Source organism: Streptomyces sp. 135, assembly GCF_020026305.1.
Taxonomy (GTDB): domain Bacteria; phylum Actinomycetota; class Actinomycetes; order Streptomycetales; family Streptomycetaceae; genus Streptomyces.
On the sequence record NZ_CP075691.1, the window covers coordinates 7588780 to 7605158 of the forward strand.

General features: G+C 71.6%; 10 protein-coding genes and 1 pseudogene. 7 read left to right on the plus strand and 4 right to left on the minus strand.

Translation table 11 applies throughout. The annotated features are described in order from the left end of the window. The first annotated feature begins 95 nt into the window (after positions 1-95). Positions 96-1139 (plus strand): oxygenase MpaB family protein, encoded by a 1044-nt coding sequence (locus KKZ08_RS34030; protein WP_223778091.1) that lies wholly within the window; start codon positions 96-98, stop codon positions 1137-1139. Positions 1140-1208: 69 nt separating this feature from the next. Here KKZ08_RS34030 and KKZ08_RS34035 read toward each other — a convergent pair whose 3' ends face one another. Further along, entirely contained in the window at positions 1209-2720 is a 1512-nt protein-coding gene (locus KKZ08_RS34035; protein WP_223778092.1) for a M1 family metallopeptidase, read from the minus strand. Positions 2721-2921: 201 nt separating this feature from the next. Here KKZ08_RS34035 and KKZ08_RS34040 point away from each other — a divergent pair, with 201 nt between their 5' ends. The 5 genes from KKZ08_RS34040 to KKZ08_RS34060 all read left to right on the plus strand — a co-directional run bounded on the left by KKZ08_RS34040 (position 2922) and on the right by KKZ08_RS34060 (position 11518). Continuing rightward, positions 2922-4901: a Xaa-Pro dipeptidyl-peptidase gene (locus KKZ08_RS34040; RefSeq protein WP_223778093.1), complete on the plus strand. Its 1980-nt coding sequence runs from the start codon at positions 2922-2924 to the stop codon at positions 4899-4901. Next, positions 4898-6178, plus strand: a complete 1281-nt coding sequence (locus tag KKZ08_RS34045) for a M14 family metallocarboxypeptidase (protein ID WP_223778094.1) — start codon at positions 4898-4900, stop codon at positions 6176-6178. Before KKZ08_RS34040 ends, KKZ08_RS34045 begins: the two co-directional genes overlap by 4 nt. Before the next feature lie 138 nt (positions 6179-6316). Next, positions 6317-7996 (plus strand): BCCT family transporter, encoded by a 1680-nt coding sequence (locus KKZ08_RS34050; RefSeq protein ID WP_223778095.1) that lies wholly within the window; start codon positions 6317-6319, stop codon positions 7994-7996. Between the two features lie 90 nt (positions 7997-8086). After that, a complete protein-coding gene (locus KKZ08_RS34055; protein WP_223778096.1) occupies positions 8087-9118 on the plus strand; it encodes an oxidoreductase in 1032 nt (343 codons plus the stop codon). 741 nt (positions 9119-9859) lie between these two features. Continuing rightward, positions 9860-11518, plus strand: coding sequence for an ABC-F family ATP-binding cassette domain-containing protein (locus KKZ08_RS34060; RefSeq protein WP_223778097.1), 1659 nt, complete (start codon positions 9860-9862; stop codon positions 11516-11518). A 19-nt stretch (positions 11519-11537) separates the two neighbouring features. Here KKZ08_RS34060 and KKZ08_RS34065 read toward each other — a convergent pair whose 3' ends face one another. The 3 genes and pseudogenes from KKZ08_RS34065 to KKZ08_RS34075 form a co-directional block, all read right to left on the minus strand. After that, positions 11538-13967 carry a Tex family protein gene (locus KKZ08_RS34065; RefSeq protein ID WP_223778098.1) on the minus strand — a complete coding sequence of 810 codons (2430 nt, stop codon included), beginning with the start codon at positions 13965-13967 and terminating at the stop codon, positions 11538-11540. Positions 13968-14078: 111 nt separating this feature from the next. Then, positions 14079-14210: pseudogene (locus tag KKZ08_RS34070) on the minus strand (LPFR motif small protein); the annotation flags it as partial. Between the two features lie 104 nt (positions 14211-14314). Then, positions 14315-15241, minus strand: a complete 927-nt coding sequence (locus KKZ08_RS34075; protein WP_223778099.1) for a hypothetical protein — start codon at positions 15239-15241, stop codon at positions 14315-14317. 111 nt (positions 15242-15352) lie between these two features. Between KKZ08_RS34075 and KKZ08_RS34080 the strand changes: the two genes are divergently transcribed. Beyond that, positions 15353-16369, plus strand: coding sequence for a GlxA family transcriptional regulator (locus tag KKZ08_RS34080; protein ID WP_223778100.1), 1017 nt, complete (start codon positions 15353-15355; stop codon positions 16367-16369). Positions 16370-16379: the final 10 nt, after the last annotated feature.

A 16379-nucleotide genomic window follows, 5' to 3' on the forward strand; every position in this document is an offset into this window, starting at 1 on the left:
CGCATACTGGAACACGCACCACCGGGCACGGCACCCGCAGCCCAGATCCGCTCCGGCAGCCGGGCCCGACCCCGCAAGGCCGAGGAGCACGTCGCATGAAGCCCGACCATGTCCGCGACAGCGACCAGGATCGTGGCGGTGGCGTGGGCAGTGGCGACGGCGCCAGCAGCGTCGGCGGTGACGTACGCACCGGCAGTGACGACGACCACCACGACCGCGCCCGTAACGACGCACACCCCCGCCCCCACCGTCACCCTCACCACACCCACCGCACTCGCACCCGCACACGCCGTTCAGACCCCACCCCACCCCCACCCGGCGGCATCCTCTGGACCATCGCGGGTGACATTCGCGCGCTGCTGATGTTGCCCTCCGCGCTCACCATGCAGGTCGCGCACCCGGCGGTCGGTGCGGGCGTCGATGAGTACTCGGTGTTCCGGACCGACCCGTGGGGCCGCGGTGAGCGCTCCGTGCGCTCGGTCCTGCTGTGGGTGTACGGCGGCGACGAGGCGGCCGTCGAGGGCCGCAGGCTCCGCGCGCTGCACCGCACCATCCAGGGCACGGACACCCGCGGCCACCGCTACCACGCGCTCATGCCCGCTGCCTACGCCTGGGTCCACGCCACCGGTTTCCCCGTCTACCGGCACGCGCAGCGCTACCTCGGCCGCCCCTTCACCGAGGCCGAGGAGCGGCAGCTGTACGCGGAGTGGCTCCAGGTCGGGCGGATCCTCGGCATCCACGACCGGGACATGCCCCGGACGCCGGAGGAGTTCTGGCCGTACTACCGCAAGATCCTGGCCGAAGAACTCGAACTGACGCCGGTGGCCCGGGAACTGACCGCCACCGACGCCTCCGTCCCGCCGCCGGACCGAGGCCCGCGCCCGGTGCGCGCCCTGGTCAGAGCAGCGTGGCCGCTGCTGCTGCCCCCACTGGCCCGCTTCCGCCGCTTCCTCACGATCGGCCTCATGCCCCCGGACGCACGCCAGGCACTCGGCCTGCCCTGGACGCCCCGCCAGGAACGCGCCCTGCGCCGCTTCGGCCTCGTGGTCCGCACGCTCGTCCCGCTGCTGCCGGAGCGACTGCGCTACCTGCCGTTCGCGCGGCGGGCCCGCGCACGGCACCGCGCCGCCCGGCACTGAGACCGGGCGGCGCGGTTCACCACACCCTCAGCGGCGGCTCACGCCACCGCCGGGGACGCCGGCCACCGTTCAGTGGTCGTGACCGTCACCGTGGTCGTGCACACCGTTCGTGTCGGCGATCTGCTTCCACGACTTCGGCTTGGCCGGCGCCACGGCCGACCGGGCGAACCCGGCGTCCCGCGCGGTCGGCGCGTCCGGCCGCGACGGCTGGTACAGCCACGTGTCGAAGAGCTCGGCGAGCGGCTTGCCCGAGATCTTCTCGGCGTACTTGACGAAGTCGCCCACCTTGGCGTTGCCGTACGCGAACTGCTGCGGCCAGCCCTTGAGAATGGCGAAGAAGTCCTCGTCGCCGATCTCGTTGCGCAGCGCCTGGAGGGCGAGCGCGCCCCGGTCGTAGACCGCGATGTGGAACTGCTTGTCGGGCCCCGGGTCGCCCGGCTTGACCGTCCAGAACGGGTCGTCAGCGGACCGCTGCGCGTACACGTAGTCCGCGAGTTCCTGCGCCGTTCCCTCGCCCTCCTTCTCCGACCACAGCCACTGGCTGTAGCGGGCGAAGCCCTCGTTGACCCAGATGTCCTTCCAGCCGTGCACGGAGACGCTGTCGCCGTACCACTGGTGGGCCAGCTCATGGACGACGATGGAGGCGTTGGAGCCGTTCGCGAACGCGGCCGGGCTGTAGAAGGGCCGCGTCTGGGTCTCCAGGGCGTAGCTGGTCTTCACGTTCGGGACGTATCCGCCGAGCGCGTTGAAGGGGTACTTGCCGAAGACGGTCTCCAGCCACTCGGCGACCTCGGTCGTCCGCTCGATGCTGGCCCGCGCCGCCCCCGCGTTGTCGCCGAGGTCCTTGCTGTAGGCGTTGAGGACCGGCAGGCCGCTCTCGGTCTTGTCGGTCGTGATGTCGAACTTGCCGACCGCGAGCGTGGCGAGATAGCTCGCCTGCGGCTTGTTGGAGCGCCAGTTGAAGCGGGTCCAGCCGAGCCGGGAACTCTGCGACTGCAGGACGCCGTTGGAGATCGCCTGGGTGCCGTCGGGCACCGAGACCGAGATGTCGTACGTCGCCTTGTCCAGCGGGTGGTCGTTGGAGGGGAACCACCACGCGGCGGCCTCCGGCTCCTGCGCCGCGACGCCGCCGTCCGGCGTGCGGTGCCAGGCCGTGTAGCCGCCGATCTTCGTCTCGGACGGCTTGCCCGCGTACCGCACGACGACGGTGACCGGTGTGCCCTTGGTGAGGCCGGCGGTCGGGGTGATCTCCAGCTCCTGGTCGCCGGTCTTCTCGAACTTCGCCTTCTTGCCGTTGACCCGTACCTCGGAGACCTTCAGGCCGAAGTCGAGGTTGAAGCGCGAAAGGTTCTGCGTGGTGCGGGCGTTGATCGTCGCCGTGCCTTCGAGGAGGTCGGTCGCGGGCTGGTACTTGAGCCTCAGGTCGTAGTGTGAGACGTCGTAACCGCCGTTGCCGCTGGCCGGGTAATAGGGATCGCCGATGCCCGGGGCCCCGGGGGAGAAGTCCGCGGCCGATGCCGGGATCGCCAGCAGAGCGAGGGAGGCCGCGAGCGCGCCCGGGGCGATGAGTCTGCGGTGCACGTCAAGCTCCAAGTCGTAGGGGCACAAAACGTTTCGTCTTGATCGACGACCCTATTCAGCCCCTCCCGCATGCGTCATGTCCATGGTCCCGACTGTCACACGATCGCCATTCGGCCGACATGTGCCTCGATGTCCCATGCGCCTGTCGCGGTCCGTGCGGCCCTCTGTCGCGCGGCAGTTCACCGGTGTACCTTCCGCGCCATGCCGATACGTGCGCGACGCGCCCGCCTCCTCAGGCGACCGCTGCTGCTGGCGGCCCTGGCCGCCCTGCTGGCCACCCTCATGTCCCCGGGCGCCGCGCAGGCCTCGGGCGCGCCGGACCAGGTGCCCCGCCGCGCGGGCGAGAGCCGGCCCGTGTACTCGTACGAGGACGCCATACGTGAATCCGCCTGGGTCGACACCAGGATCGACGGTGACGCGGACGGCAGGACCGACCGCGTCGCCGTCGACATCATCAGACCCCGCGAAACGGACCGCACCGGCCGCCGCATCCCGGTGATCATGGATGCCAGCCCGTACTACGCGTGCTGCGGGCGGGGCAACGAGAGCCAGAAGAAGACGTACGACGAGAACGGCGACCCGGTCCGCTTCCCGCTCTACTACGACAACTACTTCGTCCCCCGCGGCTATGGCTACGTCGCCGTCGACCTCGCCGGAACCAACCGCTCCGACGGCTGCGTCGACATCGGCGGCCGCTCCGACGTCCAGTCGGCCAAGGCCGTGGTCGACTGGCTGAACGGCCGCGCCCGCGGCTACACCAGCCGCACCGGCGACGAACGCACGCGGGCGTCCTGGAGCAACGGCCGCACCGGGATGATCGGCAAGAGCTACGACGGCACCGTCGCGAACGGCGTGGCCGCCACCGGCGTCAAGGGCCTGAAGACGATCGTGCCGATCGGCGCCATCTCCTCCTGGTACGACTACTACTTCGCCAAGGGCGCCCCGCTCTTCGGCAGCGGCCCCGACGGCCTCGCACGGGCCGTGGAGAGCCCCGAGGCCCGCGCCCGCTGCGGCGCCGTCAAGCAGCGCCTGGTCGACGGCGCGCCCCGCAGCGGCGACTGGACCCGCCTGTGGAGCGAGCGCGATCACGTCCCCGACGCCGGCAAGGTGCGGGCCAGCGTCTTCGCCGTACACGGCATGCAGGACCTGAACGTCCGCATGAAGCACTTCGGCCAGTGGTGGGACGCCCTCGCCGAGCACGGCGTCGACCGCAAGCTCTGGCTCAGCCAGGCCGGCCACGTCGACCCCTTCGACTTCCGCCGCGCGGAGTGGGTACGTACCCTGCACCGCTGGTTCGACCACGAACTCCTCGGCGTCGACAACGGCGTCGACCGCGAACCGATGGCCGACATCGAGCGCGCCCCCGACCGCTGGACCACCGACCGCGTCTGGCCCCCGCGCGGCACGGACACCGTCAAGCTCCGCCCCGCCAAGGGCACTTCACCGGGCGTCGGCACCCTCGGCCCGCGCCCCGGCAAGGGCACCGAGACCTTCACCGACGACCCGAGCCTGAACGAGACCGACTGGGCCGAGCGCGTCCACACCACCACCCCCGCCAAGGCCGGGTTCATCAGCAGGCCGCTCGCCCGTGACCTGCGCCTGTCCGGCTCCTCCACGGTCACGGTCACGGCGACCCCCACCACCCGCACCGCCCACCTCTCCGCCGTCCTCGTCGACCTCGGCCCCGCCACCATCCGGGACTACGCCCACGACGACGAGGGCATCACCACGCTCCCCGAACGCACCTGCTGGGGCGCGAGCACCACCGGCGACAGCGCCTGCTTCAAGGAGACGGAGGCGAAGACCGCCACCGTCGAACACACGATCTTCAGCCGTGGCTGGGCCGACCTCGGCAACTGGGCCGACGCGGACCGCGGCCGGCCGCTCACCCCCGGCAAGCCCCACACCATCACCCTCAACCTCGCCGCGAGCGACCACGTCGTGCCCAAGGGCCACCGCCTCGCACTGATCGTCGCGGGCACCGACAGGCACCTCATCGAACCGCCCGCCGACACGCCGACGCTCACCATCGACCTGGCCCGCACCTGGGCGAAGGTGCCCCTGGTCGGCGGCGCGAAGGCGTTCGCCACCTCCACATCCGTCACCCCCCGCGAGTCCCGTCTCGACGGCGTGGCCCCGCCGCGTCCGCTCAACCCCGTCCCGGGAGGCAGTACTTCATGACACCGCGCATCCGCACCCTGGCGCTGGCCTGCGCCACCGCCGCGCTCGCCGCGCCGCTCCTGACGGCGCCCGCCCAGGCGACGCCGACGCCACCCCGTACCGGCTTCGAGGAAAGCGACGGCGCCCGCTGGACCAGCCAGCCCGAGGAACAGGGGCTCCTGACCACCGTCGACAAGGCGAGCGACCGGGTCTCCGTCTCCCGCATCGGCACCACCAAGCAGAACCGCCCCCTGCAACTGGTCCGCATAGCCGAACGCCCCACCCGCAGCACCGTGTTGCTGATATGCAGCCAGCACGGCGACGAACCCTCGGGCCGCGAGGCCTGCCTGTCGACGGTCCGCGACCTGGCGTACGCGAAGGACAAGAAGACCCGGCGCTTCCTTGAGCGCACCACGCTCCTCGTCGTCCCCACCGCCAACCCGGACGGCCGCGCCGCCGACACCCGCGGCAACTCCGACGGCGTCGACATCAACCGCGACCACATCGCCCTGAAGACCGCCGAGGGCCGCGCCCTGGCCGCCGTGATCCGCGACCGCGAGCCCGACGTCATCTACGACCTGCACGAGTACGGCGCGACCCCCAAGTACTACGACAAGGACCTCTTCGACCTCTGGCCGCGCAACCTCAACACCGACGAGGCGGTGCACACGGAGGCGCAGACCCTCTCGAAGGCGTACGTACGACCGGCCGCCGAGGCCGACGGATACACCACCGGTACCTACGGCATCTGGACCGACCCCGTCACCGGCGAACCCGTCAAGCAGACCGCGGGCGACGGCCAGGAGCGCATCCTGCGCAACGTCTCCGGCATCAAGCACGCGGCGGGCCTGCTCATCGAGAGCCGCGTCGACCCCGTCACCGAGGCCGAGAAGAAGGACGAGGCGCTCAACAACCGCCGCCGCGTGAAGTCCCAAGTCTCCGCACTCGACGGGCTCTTCGACTATTCGGACGAGCGGCGCGCCCGCCTGGAGCGTGCCACCGGCGCGGCCCGCGCCGAGGGCTACCGCGACCACGGTCCGGTCTACCTCGGCGGCGCCGACAACGACCCCGCCGAGCCGTCCGAGGTCATCCAGGACCCGCCCTGCGGCTACCGCCTGGACGCCGCCCAGTACGCCGACATCAAGGACGAACTGGCGCTGCACGGCGTCACGGTGAAGCGCCAGAAGTCCGGTGCCTACGTCCCGCTGCGACAGTCCGCGCGGGCCCTCGTGCCGCTCCTGCTGGACGAACGTGCGCCGTATCACATGGTCACAGCTCGGCCCGACATGAGCTGTTGAAGCGGGGAGATGTGCGTCACATGTGGTAGGGGGTAGCGGGAACAAAGTCTCGACGTATTCGATCGACCCCTTTGAAAGGTGTCACTTGTGACGCAGGATCAGCGACAGGCGGACGACGGGGGAGGGTCCCAGGAAATCATGGCGCCCGCCCCCGACGGCCGGTCCCCCCGCACGGACCGGGTGGTGTTCGGCGTGACCGCCGCCGTCACCCTGGCGTTCGTGGTCTGGGGCGCGGTGGCGACGGACTCGCTCAAGAACGTCACCACGGACATGCTCGACGGCCTGATGCACAACGGCGGTTGGTTCTTCATGCTGACCGCCACGGGCTTCGTGGTCTTCGCGCTCTGGCTGGCCGTCAGCCGGTACGGGAAGATCACCCTCGGCAAGGAGGGGGAGGAACCGGAGTTCCGCACCGTCTCCTGGGTCGCCATGATGTTCAGCGCCGGTATGGGCATCGGCCTGATGTTCTACGGAGTGAGCGAGCCCCTGGCCCACTTCACCGCGCCACCGCCGGGCACCGACCCGGCCGACTCGGCCGCGGCGATGGAGACGTCGATGGCCACCACCCTCTTCCACTGGACGCTCCACCCGTGGGCGATCTACGCGGTCGTGGGTCTCGCCATCGCGTACAGCACCTTCCGGCGCAACCGGCGCCAGACCATCAGCGCCGTCTTCGAACCGCTCATCGGCAAGAAGCACGCCCACGGCGCCTGGGGCCGGGTCATCGACATCCTGGCCATCTTCGCCACGCTCTTCGGCTCGGCCGCCTCGCTCGGCCTCGGCGCCCTGCAGATCGGCAGCGGGATCGAGGTGCTCGACTGGATGGAGGACGCGGGCACCGGGCTGCTCGTCGTGATCATCGCCGTGCTGACCCTGGCCTTCGTGGCGTCCGCCGTCTCCGGTGTGGAGAAGGGCGTCCAGTGGCTGTCCAACATCAACATGGTGCTCGCGCTGCTGCTCGTCGTCTTCGTGTTCATCGCGGGCCCCACGGTCATCATGCTCGACATGCTGCCGACGTCGCTCGGCGCCTACCTCGACGACCTGCCCCAGCTGATCGGCCGCACCGAGGCCTCCAGCGGCAAGGGCGTCGCGGACTGGCTGAGCAGCTGGACGGTCTTCTACTGGGCGTGGTGGATCTCCTGGACGCCCTTCGTCGGCATGTTCATCGCGCGGATCAGCCGCGGCCGTACGATCCGTCAGTTCGTCGGCGGCGTCATCCTGGTGCCCAGCACGGTCAGCCTCATCTGGTTCGCGGTCTTCGGCGGCAGCGCCATGACGGTCGCGGACCGCGGCGGCCTCAAGGACCAGACGACCCCGGAGGCGCAGCTCTTCGGCCTGCTCCACGAGTACCCGATCGCCACCGTCACCAGCCTCCTCGTGATGATCCTCGTGGGCATCTTCTTCGTGTCGGGCGCGGACGCCGCGTCGATCGTCATGGGCACGCTCTCCCAGAAGGGCGCACTCGAGCCGGGCCGGTTCATGGTGATCTTCTGGGGCATGGTGACCGGCGCCGTGGCGGCGATCATGCTGCTGATCGGTGACGGCACGGGCGACGCGCTGACCGGCCTGCGCAACCTCACGATCCTGGTCGCCGCACCCTTCACGCTCGTCATGATCGGAATGTGCGTGTCCCTGATGAGGGACCTGCGCCACGACCCGCTGATCGTGCGCGGCGAGCACGGCACGGAAGCCGTCGAGAAGGCCGTGATCGCGGGCCACGAGCAGTATGACGGCGACTTCGAGATCCGTATCGGCCCCGCCCAGGACGACGAGGGCGACGGCCTGGAGACGGACAACGACCCGGTCAAGACCACCTGACCGCCCCCGGAGGCGGCACGCCCGACGCGTGCCGCCTCCGAATCTGTCATGCCGTGCTCACATCACCCTCCGGGTGGGGATACTCACAGCATGTCTGCCGAGTACGCGACCTTCGGTCTGGCACCGGCCATGCGCGCCGGTGGAGTTCTCGCCAACGGCGACTTCCAAGTGCACCGGGATTTCGTCGACTTCATCGTGAACGGGCGCCCCCTGCTCTTCCAGCTCTCCGACCTCGACGCGGTGTCGCCGCTGGCCGCCGACATCCCGCCCGCCATCTTCACGGCACACGTACGCCGTCTCCTCCTGGAGGCCCAAGCACCGCTGCGCGACGGGCGTTACGTCATCTACGGCTGCCCCGAATGCGAGGACCTGGCCTGCGGCGCGGTCACCGCGGTCATCGAGAAGGCCCCGGACGGCGACGACTTCATCTGGCGCGACTTCGCCTGGCAGACCGCGGAACCGGCCGACCTGGAGCTCAACGGCTACCAAGGCATAGGGCCCTTCCGTTTCCGAGGCACCGAATACCGCGAGGCGCTCGGCCAGTTGCTCGCCGCCGACGAGCCGCAGACCCGCCGCCGGGTCCTGCTGATCGGCGCCCGCGTCGCGCTCCTCGCCAAGCTGGCGGCGGCCCTGCGCACGATCGGCATCGGCGCGGAGATCGCGGCGGACGCGGCGGGCGTCCCACCCGACGAGCTGCGCACCTACGGCGCCGTCGCCTTCGGCCGCACGGTCCCCGACGAGACCAGGAAGTCCGTGCGCGAGGCGTTCGACCGGGCGGGGGCCGAGGTGGCGTACGTCGATGGCCTCGCCCCGATCGTGCCGCTCCTGGTCGCCCAGATCGAGCACGCCCTGGACCGCAGCCCCCAGGAACAGCGCCGCCTCACCGCCCTGGCGGCGTGCCGCGAGGCGGCGCGGCTCGAAGTCACCTCGACGTGCCGGGTCCAACTGATCGCCTACCGCATGGACCGCCTGTCCCGCACCCACGTGCACGAGATCTTCGACGAGGTCCTGGAGCCCGGCGAACACCGCGTCCCCCTGACCCCGAAGGCCACCAAGGGCGACTCCTACGTAGTGGCCCGCACAACAACCAGCGTCCTGGTGACCCCCACCGCCACCCCATAGCCCGCCCGCAGCCGCGAGCGCACCGGATAGGACGGGCACCGACGACGCCCCGCAGCCGCGAGCGAGACGGAGAAGGCTGCACTGACGACGTCCCGCAGCCGCGAGCGCACCGGAGGAAACGTGCACCGACGACGTCCCGCAGCCGCGACGGCGCCGGAGGGGATGCGCACCGACGACGTCCCGCAGCCGCGAGCGCGCCGGAGGGGACGTGGGGGTAGGTGCGCGCGGAGCACAGTGGTGGTCACCAGGGCGCCGAAGCAGCAAAGGCCCCGCGCCAAGATGGCGAGCACGGACCTACCCTCGCGGCCCCGCCTCCAAGGCACCCTGAGGCACGCCCCAGAAGGCCCCGCAGCCGCGACGGCGCCGGAGGGGATGCGCACCGACGACGTCCCGCAGCCGCGAGCGCGCCGGAGGGGACGTGGGGGTAGGTGCGCGCGGAGCACAGTGGTGGTCACCAGGGCGCCGAAGCAGCAAAGGCCCCGCGCCAAGATGGCGAGCACGGACCTACCCCCGCGGCCCCGCCCCCAAGACGACCCGAGGCACGCCCCAGAAGGCCCCGCAGCCGCGACCGCCCCGCAGAGGACGCGCCCTGACGACGTCCCGTAGCCGCGACCGCACCGGAGGGGACGCGCACGGACCTACCCGCCCCCGCCCCACCCAACACCCTCAGGCGCCCGAGCCACGGACGCCCCTGAGGCACAGAAAGACCGAGCACCCCCCACCCGTAGAATCACCCCCCTGATGACCGCAACCCTCGTCGCCAAAGACCTCACCGCCGCCCACGGCGACCGCACCCTCTTCTCCGGCCTGGAGTTGGTCGTCGCCCCCGGCGACGTCATCGGCCTAGTCGGCGCCAACGGCGCGGGCAAGTCCACCCTCCTGAGGCTGCTCGCCGGCCTGGACACCCCGGAAGCGGGAGACCTGAGGCTGTCGCCCTCGTCCGCCGCCGTGGGCCACCTCCCTCAGGAGCCGGACCGCCGCCCCGGCGAGACGATCCGCGCGTTCCTGGCCCGCCGCACCGGCGTCGCCGAAGCCCAGCGGATCATGGACGACGCCACCCAGGCCCTGGTCGACGGCGCACCAGGCGCGGACGACGCCTACGCGGACAGCCTGGAGCGCTGGCTGGCCCTCGGCGGCGCGGACCTCGACGAGCGCGCCGAGGAGGTCACCGCGTCCCTCGGCCTGACCGTCGGCCTGGACCAGGAGATGACGTCCCTGTCCGGAGGCCAGGCGGCCCGTGCCGGCCTCGCCTCCCTCCTCCTCTCCCGCTACGACGTCTTCCTCCTCGACGAGCCGACCAACGACCTCGACCTGGCGGGCCTGGAACGCCTGGAGGGCTTCGTCCGGGGCCTGCGCGCCGGCACGGTCGTCGTCAGCCACGACCGCGAGTTCCTCAGCCGCACCGTCACCAAGGTCCTCGAACTCGACCTGGTCCAGCAGGAAATCAACCTCTACGGCGGCGGTTACGACGCGTACCTGGAGGAGCGCGAGGTGGCCCGCCGCCACGCCCGTGACGAGTACGAGGAGTACGCGGACAAGAAGTCGGCGCTCCAGAGCCGCGCCCAGATGCAGCGCTCCTGGGCGGACAAGGGAGTCAAGAACGCCCGCCGCAAGGCCGCCAAGGCAGGCGGCGGCGACAACGACAAGATCGGCCGGAACTTCCGCAGCGACGCCAGCGAGAAGCAGGCCGCCAAGGCCCGCCAGACCCAGCGCATGATCGAACGCCTCGACGTCGTCGAGGAACCGCGCAAGGAGTGGGAACTCCGCATGGAGATCGCGGCGGCGCCCCGCTCCGGCGCGGTCGTCGCGAGCCTGCGCGACACGGAGGTGCGCCGAGGCGGCTTCACCTTGGGCCCGGTCACCCTCCAGATCGACTGGGCGGACCGCGTGGCGATCACCGGAGCGAACGGCTCGGGCAAGTCGACGCTGCTCGGCGCCCTCCTGGGACGCGTCCCGGTCGACGCGGGCCACGCGACCCTCGGCTCCGGCGTCCTCGTCGGCGAGGTGGACCAGGCCCGCGCGCTGTTCCACGGCGAGGAGTCCCTGCTCGACGCGTTCTGCGCGGCCGTGCCGGACACCGAACCCGCGGAGGTCCGCACGCTCCTGGCCAAGTTCGGCCTGAAGGCGGACCACGTCCTGCGCCCGGCGGCGACGCTCTCACCCGGCGAACGCACCCGCGCGGCCCTCGCCCTGCTCCAGGGCAGAGGCGTCAACCTCCTGGTCCTCGACGAGCCGACCAACCACCTCGACCTGCCCGCGATCGAGCAGCTGGAGTCGGCTCTGGAGGCCTACGAGGGCACGCTCCTGCTGGTCACGCACGACCGCCGCATGCTGGACGCGGTGAGCGTGACGCGCCGCCTGGAGGTGACGGAGGGCAAAGTGACGGAACTGTCACTCTGACCTCCGCCCCTCCCCGGACTCAGCGCCGCTTCGGATCGAGCAGACCGGCCCGCCGCAGCGCCTCGGCCATCGCGTCGTTGGCGGGCGGCGGGCCCTGCCGCTGCGGCTTCTGCCCACGCTGGCCCTGACCACCGCGCTGTCCCTGGCCACCCTGCCCCTGCCGCCGCTGCTGAGGCGGACGCCCGCCGCGCTTCGGCCGCTCCCCACCGGCCTGGCCCGAGGAACCCGAACCCGCGGAACCCGAGGGACTCGCCTCGTCATCGAGCCGCAGCGTCAGCGAGATCCGCTTGCGCGGGATGTCGACATCCATGACCTTCACCTTGACGATGTCGCCGGGCTTGACGACATCCCGCGGATCCTTGACGAAGTTCCTGGACATGGCCGAGACGTGCACCAGACCGTCCTGGTGGACACCGACGTCCACGAACGCCCCGAACGCCGCGACGTTCGTGACGACGCCTTCGAGCACCATCCCGGCGGCCAGATCGGAGATCTTCTCGACGCCGTCCTTGAAGGTGGCCGTCTTGAACGCGGGACGCGGATCGCGCCCGGGCTTCTCCAGCTCCTTCAGGATGTCGGTGACCGTGGGCAGCCCGAAGACGTCGTCCACGAAATCGTCCGGCTTCAGCGAGCGCAGCACAGCCGTGTTCCCGACCAACGAGGAGACCGCGCCGCCCGCCGACTTCACCATCTTGCGCACCACCGGGTACGCCTCCGGGTGCACGCTGGAGGCGTCCAGCGGGTCGTCGCCGCCGCGGATGCGCAGGAAGCCGGCGCACTGCTCGTACGCCTTCGGGCCGAGCCGGGGCACGTCCTTGAGGCCCTTGCGGCTCTTGAACGGGCCGTTCGCGTCGCGGTGGGCCACGATGTTCTCCGCGAGGCCCGCGCCGATACCCGAGACCCGGGCGAGCAGCGGGGCGGAGGCGGTGTTCACGTCCACTCCCACGCCGTTCACACAGTCCTCGACGACGGCGTCGAGCGAACGCGACAGCTTCACTTCCGACAGGTCGTGCTGGTACTGGCCGACGCCGATGGACTTCGGGTCGATCTTCACCAGCTCGGCGAGCGGGTCCTGGAGCCGCCGCGCGATGGAGACCGCGCCGCGGATGGACACGTCGAGGTCCGGCAGCTCCTGCGAGGCGAAGGCCGATGCGGAGTACACGGAGGCGCCCGCCTCGGAGACCATCACCTTGGTGAGGTTCAGCTCCGGGTGCTTCGCGATGAGGTCGGCGGCGAGCTTGTCGGTCTCCCGCGACGCCGTGCCGTTGCCGATGGCGATCAGGTCGACCGCGTGCTCCTTGGCGAGCCTCGCGAGCGTGGCCAGGGACTGGTCCCACTTGTTGGCCGGGACGTGCGGGTGGATCGTGTCGGTGGCGACGACCTTGCCGGTGGCGTCGACGACGGCGACCTTCACACCCGTACGGAAACCGGGGTCGAGGCCCAGCGTCGCGCGCGTACCCGCGGGCGCCGCGAGCAGCAGGTCCCGCAGGTTCGAGGCGAAGACCCGCACCGCCTCGTCCTCGGCGGCCGTGCGCAGCCGCAGCCGCAGGTCGATGCCGAGGTGGACCAGGATGCGGGTCCGCCAGGACCAGCGCACCGTGTCCTGAAGCCACTTGTCGCCGGGGCGGCCGCGGTCGGCGATGCCGAAGCGCTGGGCCACGATCCCCTCGTACGACGAAGGCACCCCCGGCGCGGCGTCGGCCTCCTCGGGCTCGAGGACGAGGTCGAGGACCTCCTCCTTCTCGCCGCGCAGCATGGCGAGGACGCGGTGCGAGGGCAGCTCCGTGAAGGGCTCGGCGAAGTCGAAGTAGTCGGCGAACTTGGCGCCCGCCTCCTCCTTGCCCTCGCGGACCTTCGCGACGAGGCGCCCGCGCACCCACATGCGCTCGCGCAGCTCGCCGATCAGGTCGGCGTCCTCGGAGAAGCGCTCGGCGAGGATCGCGCGCGCTCCGTCAAGGGCGGCCTGCGGGTCCGCGACGCCCTTGTCGGCATCCACGAACGCCGCGGCGGCGGCCTGCGGCTCCACTCCCGGATCGGCGAGGAGACCGTCGGCCAGCGGTTCGAGCCCCGCCTCGCGGGCGATCTGCGCCTTGGTACGCCGCTTCGGCTTGAACGGCAGGTAGATGTCCTCCAGGCGCGCCTTGGTGTCCGCCTCGCGGATCCGCGCCTCCAGCTCGTCGGTGAGCTTGCCCTGCTCACGGACCGAGTCGAGGATCGCGGCGCGCCGGTCCTCCAGCTCACGCAGGTAGCGCAGGCGCTCTTCGAGCGTGCGCAGCTGCGCGTCGTCGAGCATCTCGGTCGCTTCCTTGCGGTAGCGCGCGATGAAGGGCACCGTCGAGCCGCCGTCGAGCAGGTCGACGGCGGCCTTCACCTGCCGCTCCCGCACGCCGAGTTCCTCGGCGATCCTGCCTTCGATGGACGAGGGAGTGGACGTCGTCAAAGCTGCCACGTTCCGGTACCGCCTTCTCACTGAGGTTGCCGGGCAATTGTGGCAGGTGGCGCTGACAGTGGGTGATCAGACCCGGCGGGTGCGGCCCATGCGGCCGGAACCTCGGCCGGCGCTCCGGCCGCCCCGCCCCGCGGAACTGGACGCTCCGCCGAACAGCCGGGCCACCGCCCGGAACGGCAGCGTGACGACGGTGGCGATGGCGCCGGCGATCTGACGCAGTATGTCCGCGATGGCACGGAACATGAGGATTCCCCTTTCGTCTCCCGGCGCGGCCGGGGTGGCGGCCAGGAGACGGACGGGTACCTCGCAGCCGCTGGGCCATGCCGCCGTGCCCGCAGGAGTGCGCCTCAGCCCTTGCCGACCAGATCCGCCGGGAACGCCCCGGCCCGCAGCGCCGCGCCGATGAACGCGCTCCCCAGCTCCGTCAGACGCTCGACACCAGCCGCGCCAAGGTGTGCGTAGGGTGCCCGGTCCAGACGGTCCGTCTCCGCCTCGATGTCCTTGCGCAGCGCCACGCCGGCCTCGGTCAACTCGCCCTCGGAGCCGAGCAGTCCGCGCCCGCGCAGCCGCTCCTCGGCGGCGTCCCACTCCTCCTGGGACCAGCCGCGGCTTTTCAGGACCCACTTCGGGGCGATGCCCTTGCCGGTGGCGGTGTGGGTCACCATCGCCTCCAGGCCGTCGAGTTCGACGCCGAGCAGCACGGTCAGGTGTCCGTCGCCGCGGTGCTCGCGCAGCAGCGTCGCCGCGTGCCAGTACGCGAGGTGCGGCTCCTCGGGGACGGGCAGATCGGCGTGCGCGGAGTACAGGGGACGCGCGGTGCGGGTGCAGGCCTCGGCGGCACGTAGCGCGAGCCCGGCGGCCTCCGCCATCTCCGGTGAGGCGACGGCCTCCTCGCCGAGCAGCCTGCGCAGCGTGGCGTCGACGGCACGCAGGCGCGCGGCGAGGACCTCCTTCGGCGCGGCGGTGCTCCACACCTCGGGGACGTGGGCCGCGACGAGGTCGTGCTTGTAGTTGTAGAAGGCGGCGGTCACGGTGCCCGCGCCGACGGCGCCCAAGGCCGCCGCGCGCACGGCGAAGTTGACGGCGCTGGGATGCGTTATCCCGAGCCCGGCCAGCTCCCGCGTCACGTCCGGCGAGAAGTAGTGCGTCGAGTGCAGGGAGTTCAGGACGTTGTGGCAGCGGCGTCCCGCGCGCGGGTGCGGCGTGGCCGCCGAGGACGAGGTCGTCGAGGGGGTCGTCGAAGAAGTCGTCGAGGAGGACGTCGAAGAGGTCATGGGGGCACGGTACCTACTGGTTGGTATGGCGCTCCTCGGTGGCCGCCGGATGGCAGGAAAGGTGGGGTACTCGTCATTGCGGCCATCCTCCCCGAGGCCAAGAATCGGGGCATGGAGCAACGAACCGTCCTGGTCGTCCTCTTCGACGGCGTCCAGAGCCTCGACGTCACGGGCCCGGTGGAGGTCTTCACGGGCGCGGCGCGCTGCTTCGACGGCGCCGACGGCGGATACGTCGTCCGCACCGCCTCCCTGGACGGCGCCCCCGTGCGGACGTCCAGCGGCCTGACGCTGGTGCCGGACTGCGCGCTGCCCGCCGCCCCGGACGCCCCGGCTCCGGACACGCTGCTCGTCCCCGGTGGCACGGGCACGCGCTCCCCGGACCCGGAGCTGACCGGCTGGCTGCGCGTCCACGGCCCGCGCGCCCGGCGCCTGGTGTCGGTCTGCACCGGTGCCGTCCGGCTCGCGGAGGCGGGCCTCCTGGAGGGCCGCAGGGCGACGACGCACTGGGCGTACTGCGCCAAGCTCGCCGAGGACCATCCCGGCGTCGACGTCGACCCCGACCCGATCTACGTGCGCGACGGCCACGTCGCGACGTCCGCCGGGGTCACCGCGGGGATCGACCTCGCCCTGGCGCTCGTGGAGGAGGACCTGGGCCGCGCGGTGGCGCTGACCGTCGCCCGGCACCTGGTCGTCTTCCTGCGCCGCCCGGGAAACCAGGCGCAGTTCAGCGCCCAGCTCTGCGCCCAGACGGCGCGGCGCGAACCGCTGCGCGACGTCCAGCAGTGGATCACCGAGCATCCGGCGGGCGACCTGTCGGTCGACGCGCTCGCCGCGCGGGCCCGCCTCTCGCCCCGCCACTTCGCCCGCGCCTTCCAGGCCGAGACCGGCCTGACACCGGGCAAGTACGTCGAGCGCGTCCGCGTCGAACACGCCCGCAGGCTCCTGGAGGACACCTCCGACGGGGTGGAGGAGGTGTCACGCGCGTGCGGCTACGGCACACCCGAGGCCATGCGCCGCGCCTTCGTCAAGGCGCTCGGCGCGGCGCCCGCGGAGTACCGCCGCCGCTTCCGCCCCGGCACGGCGCCGACCGGCACGACCACCACGTCCCCCACTCGCCCACACCCATAGGGAAGGGACA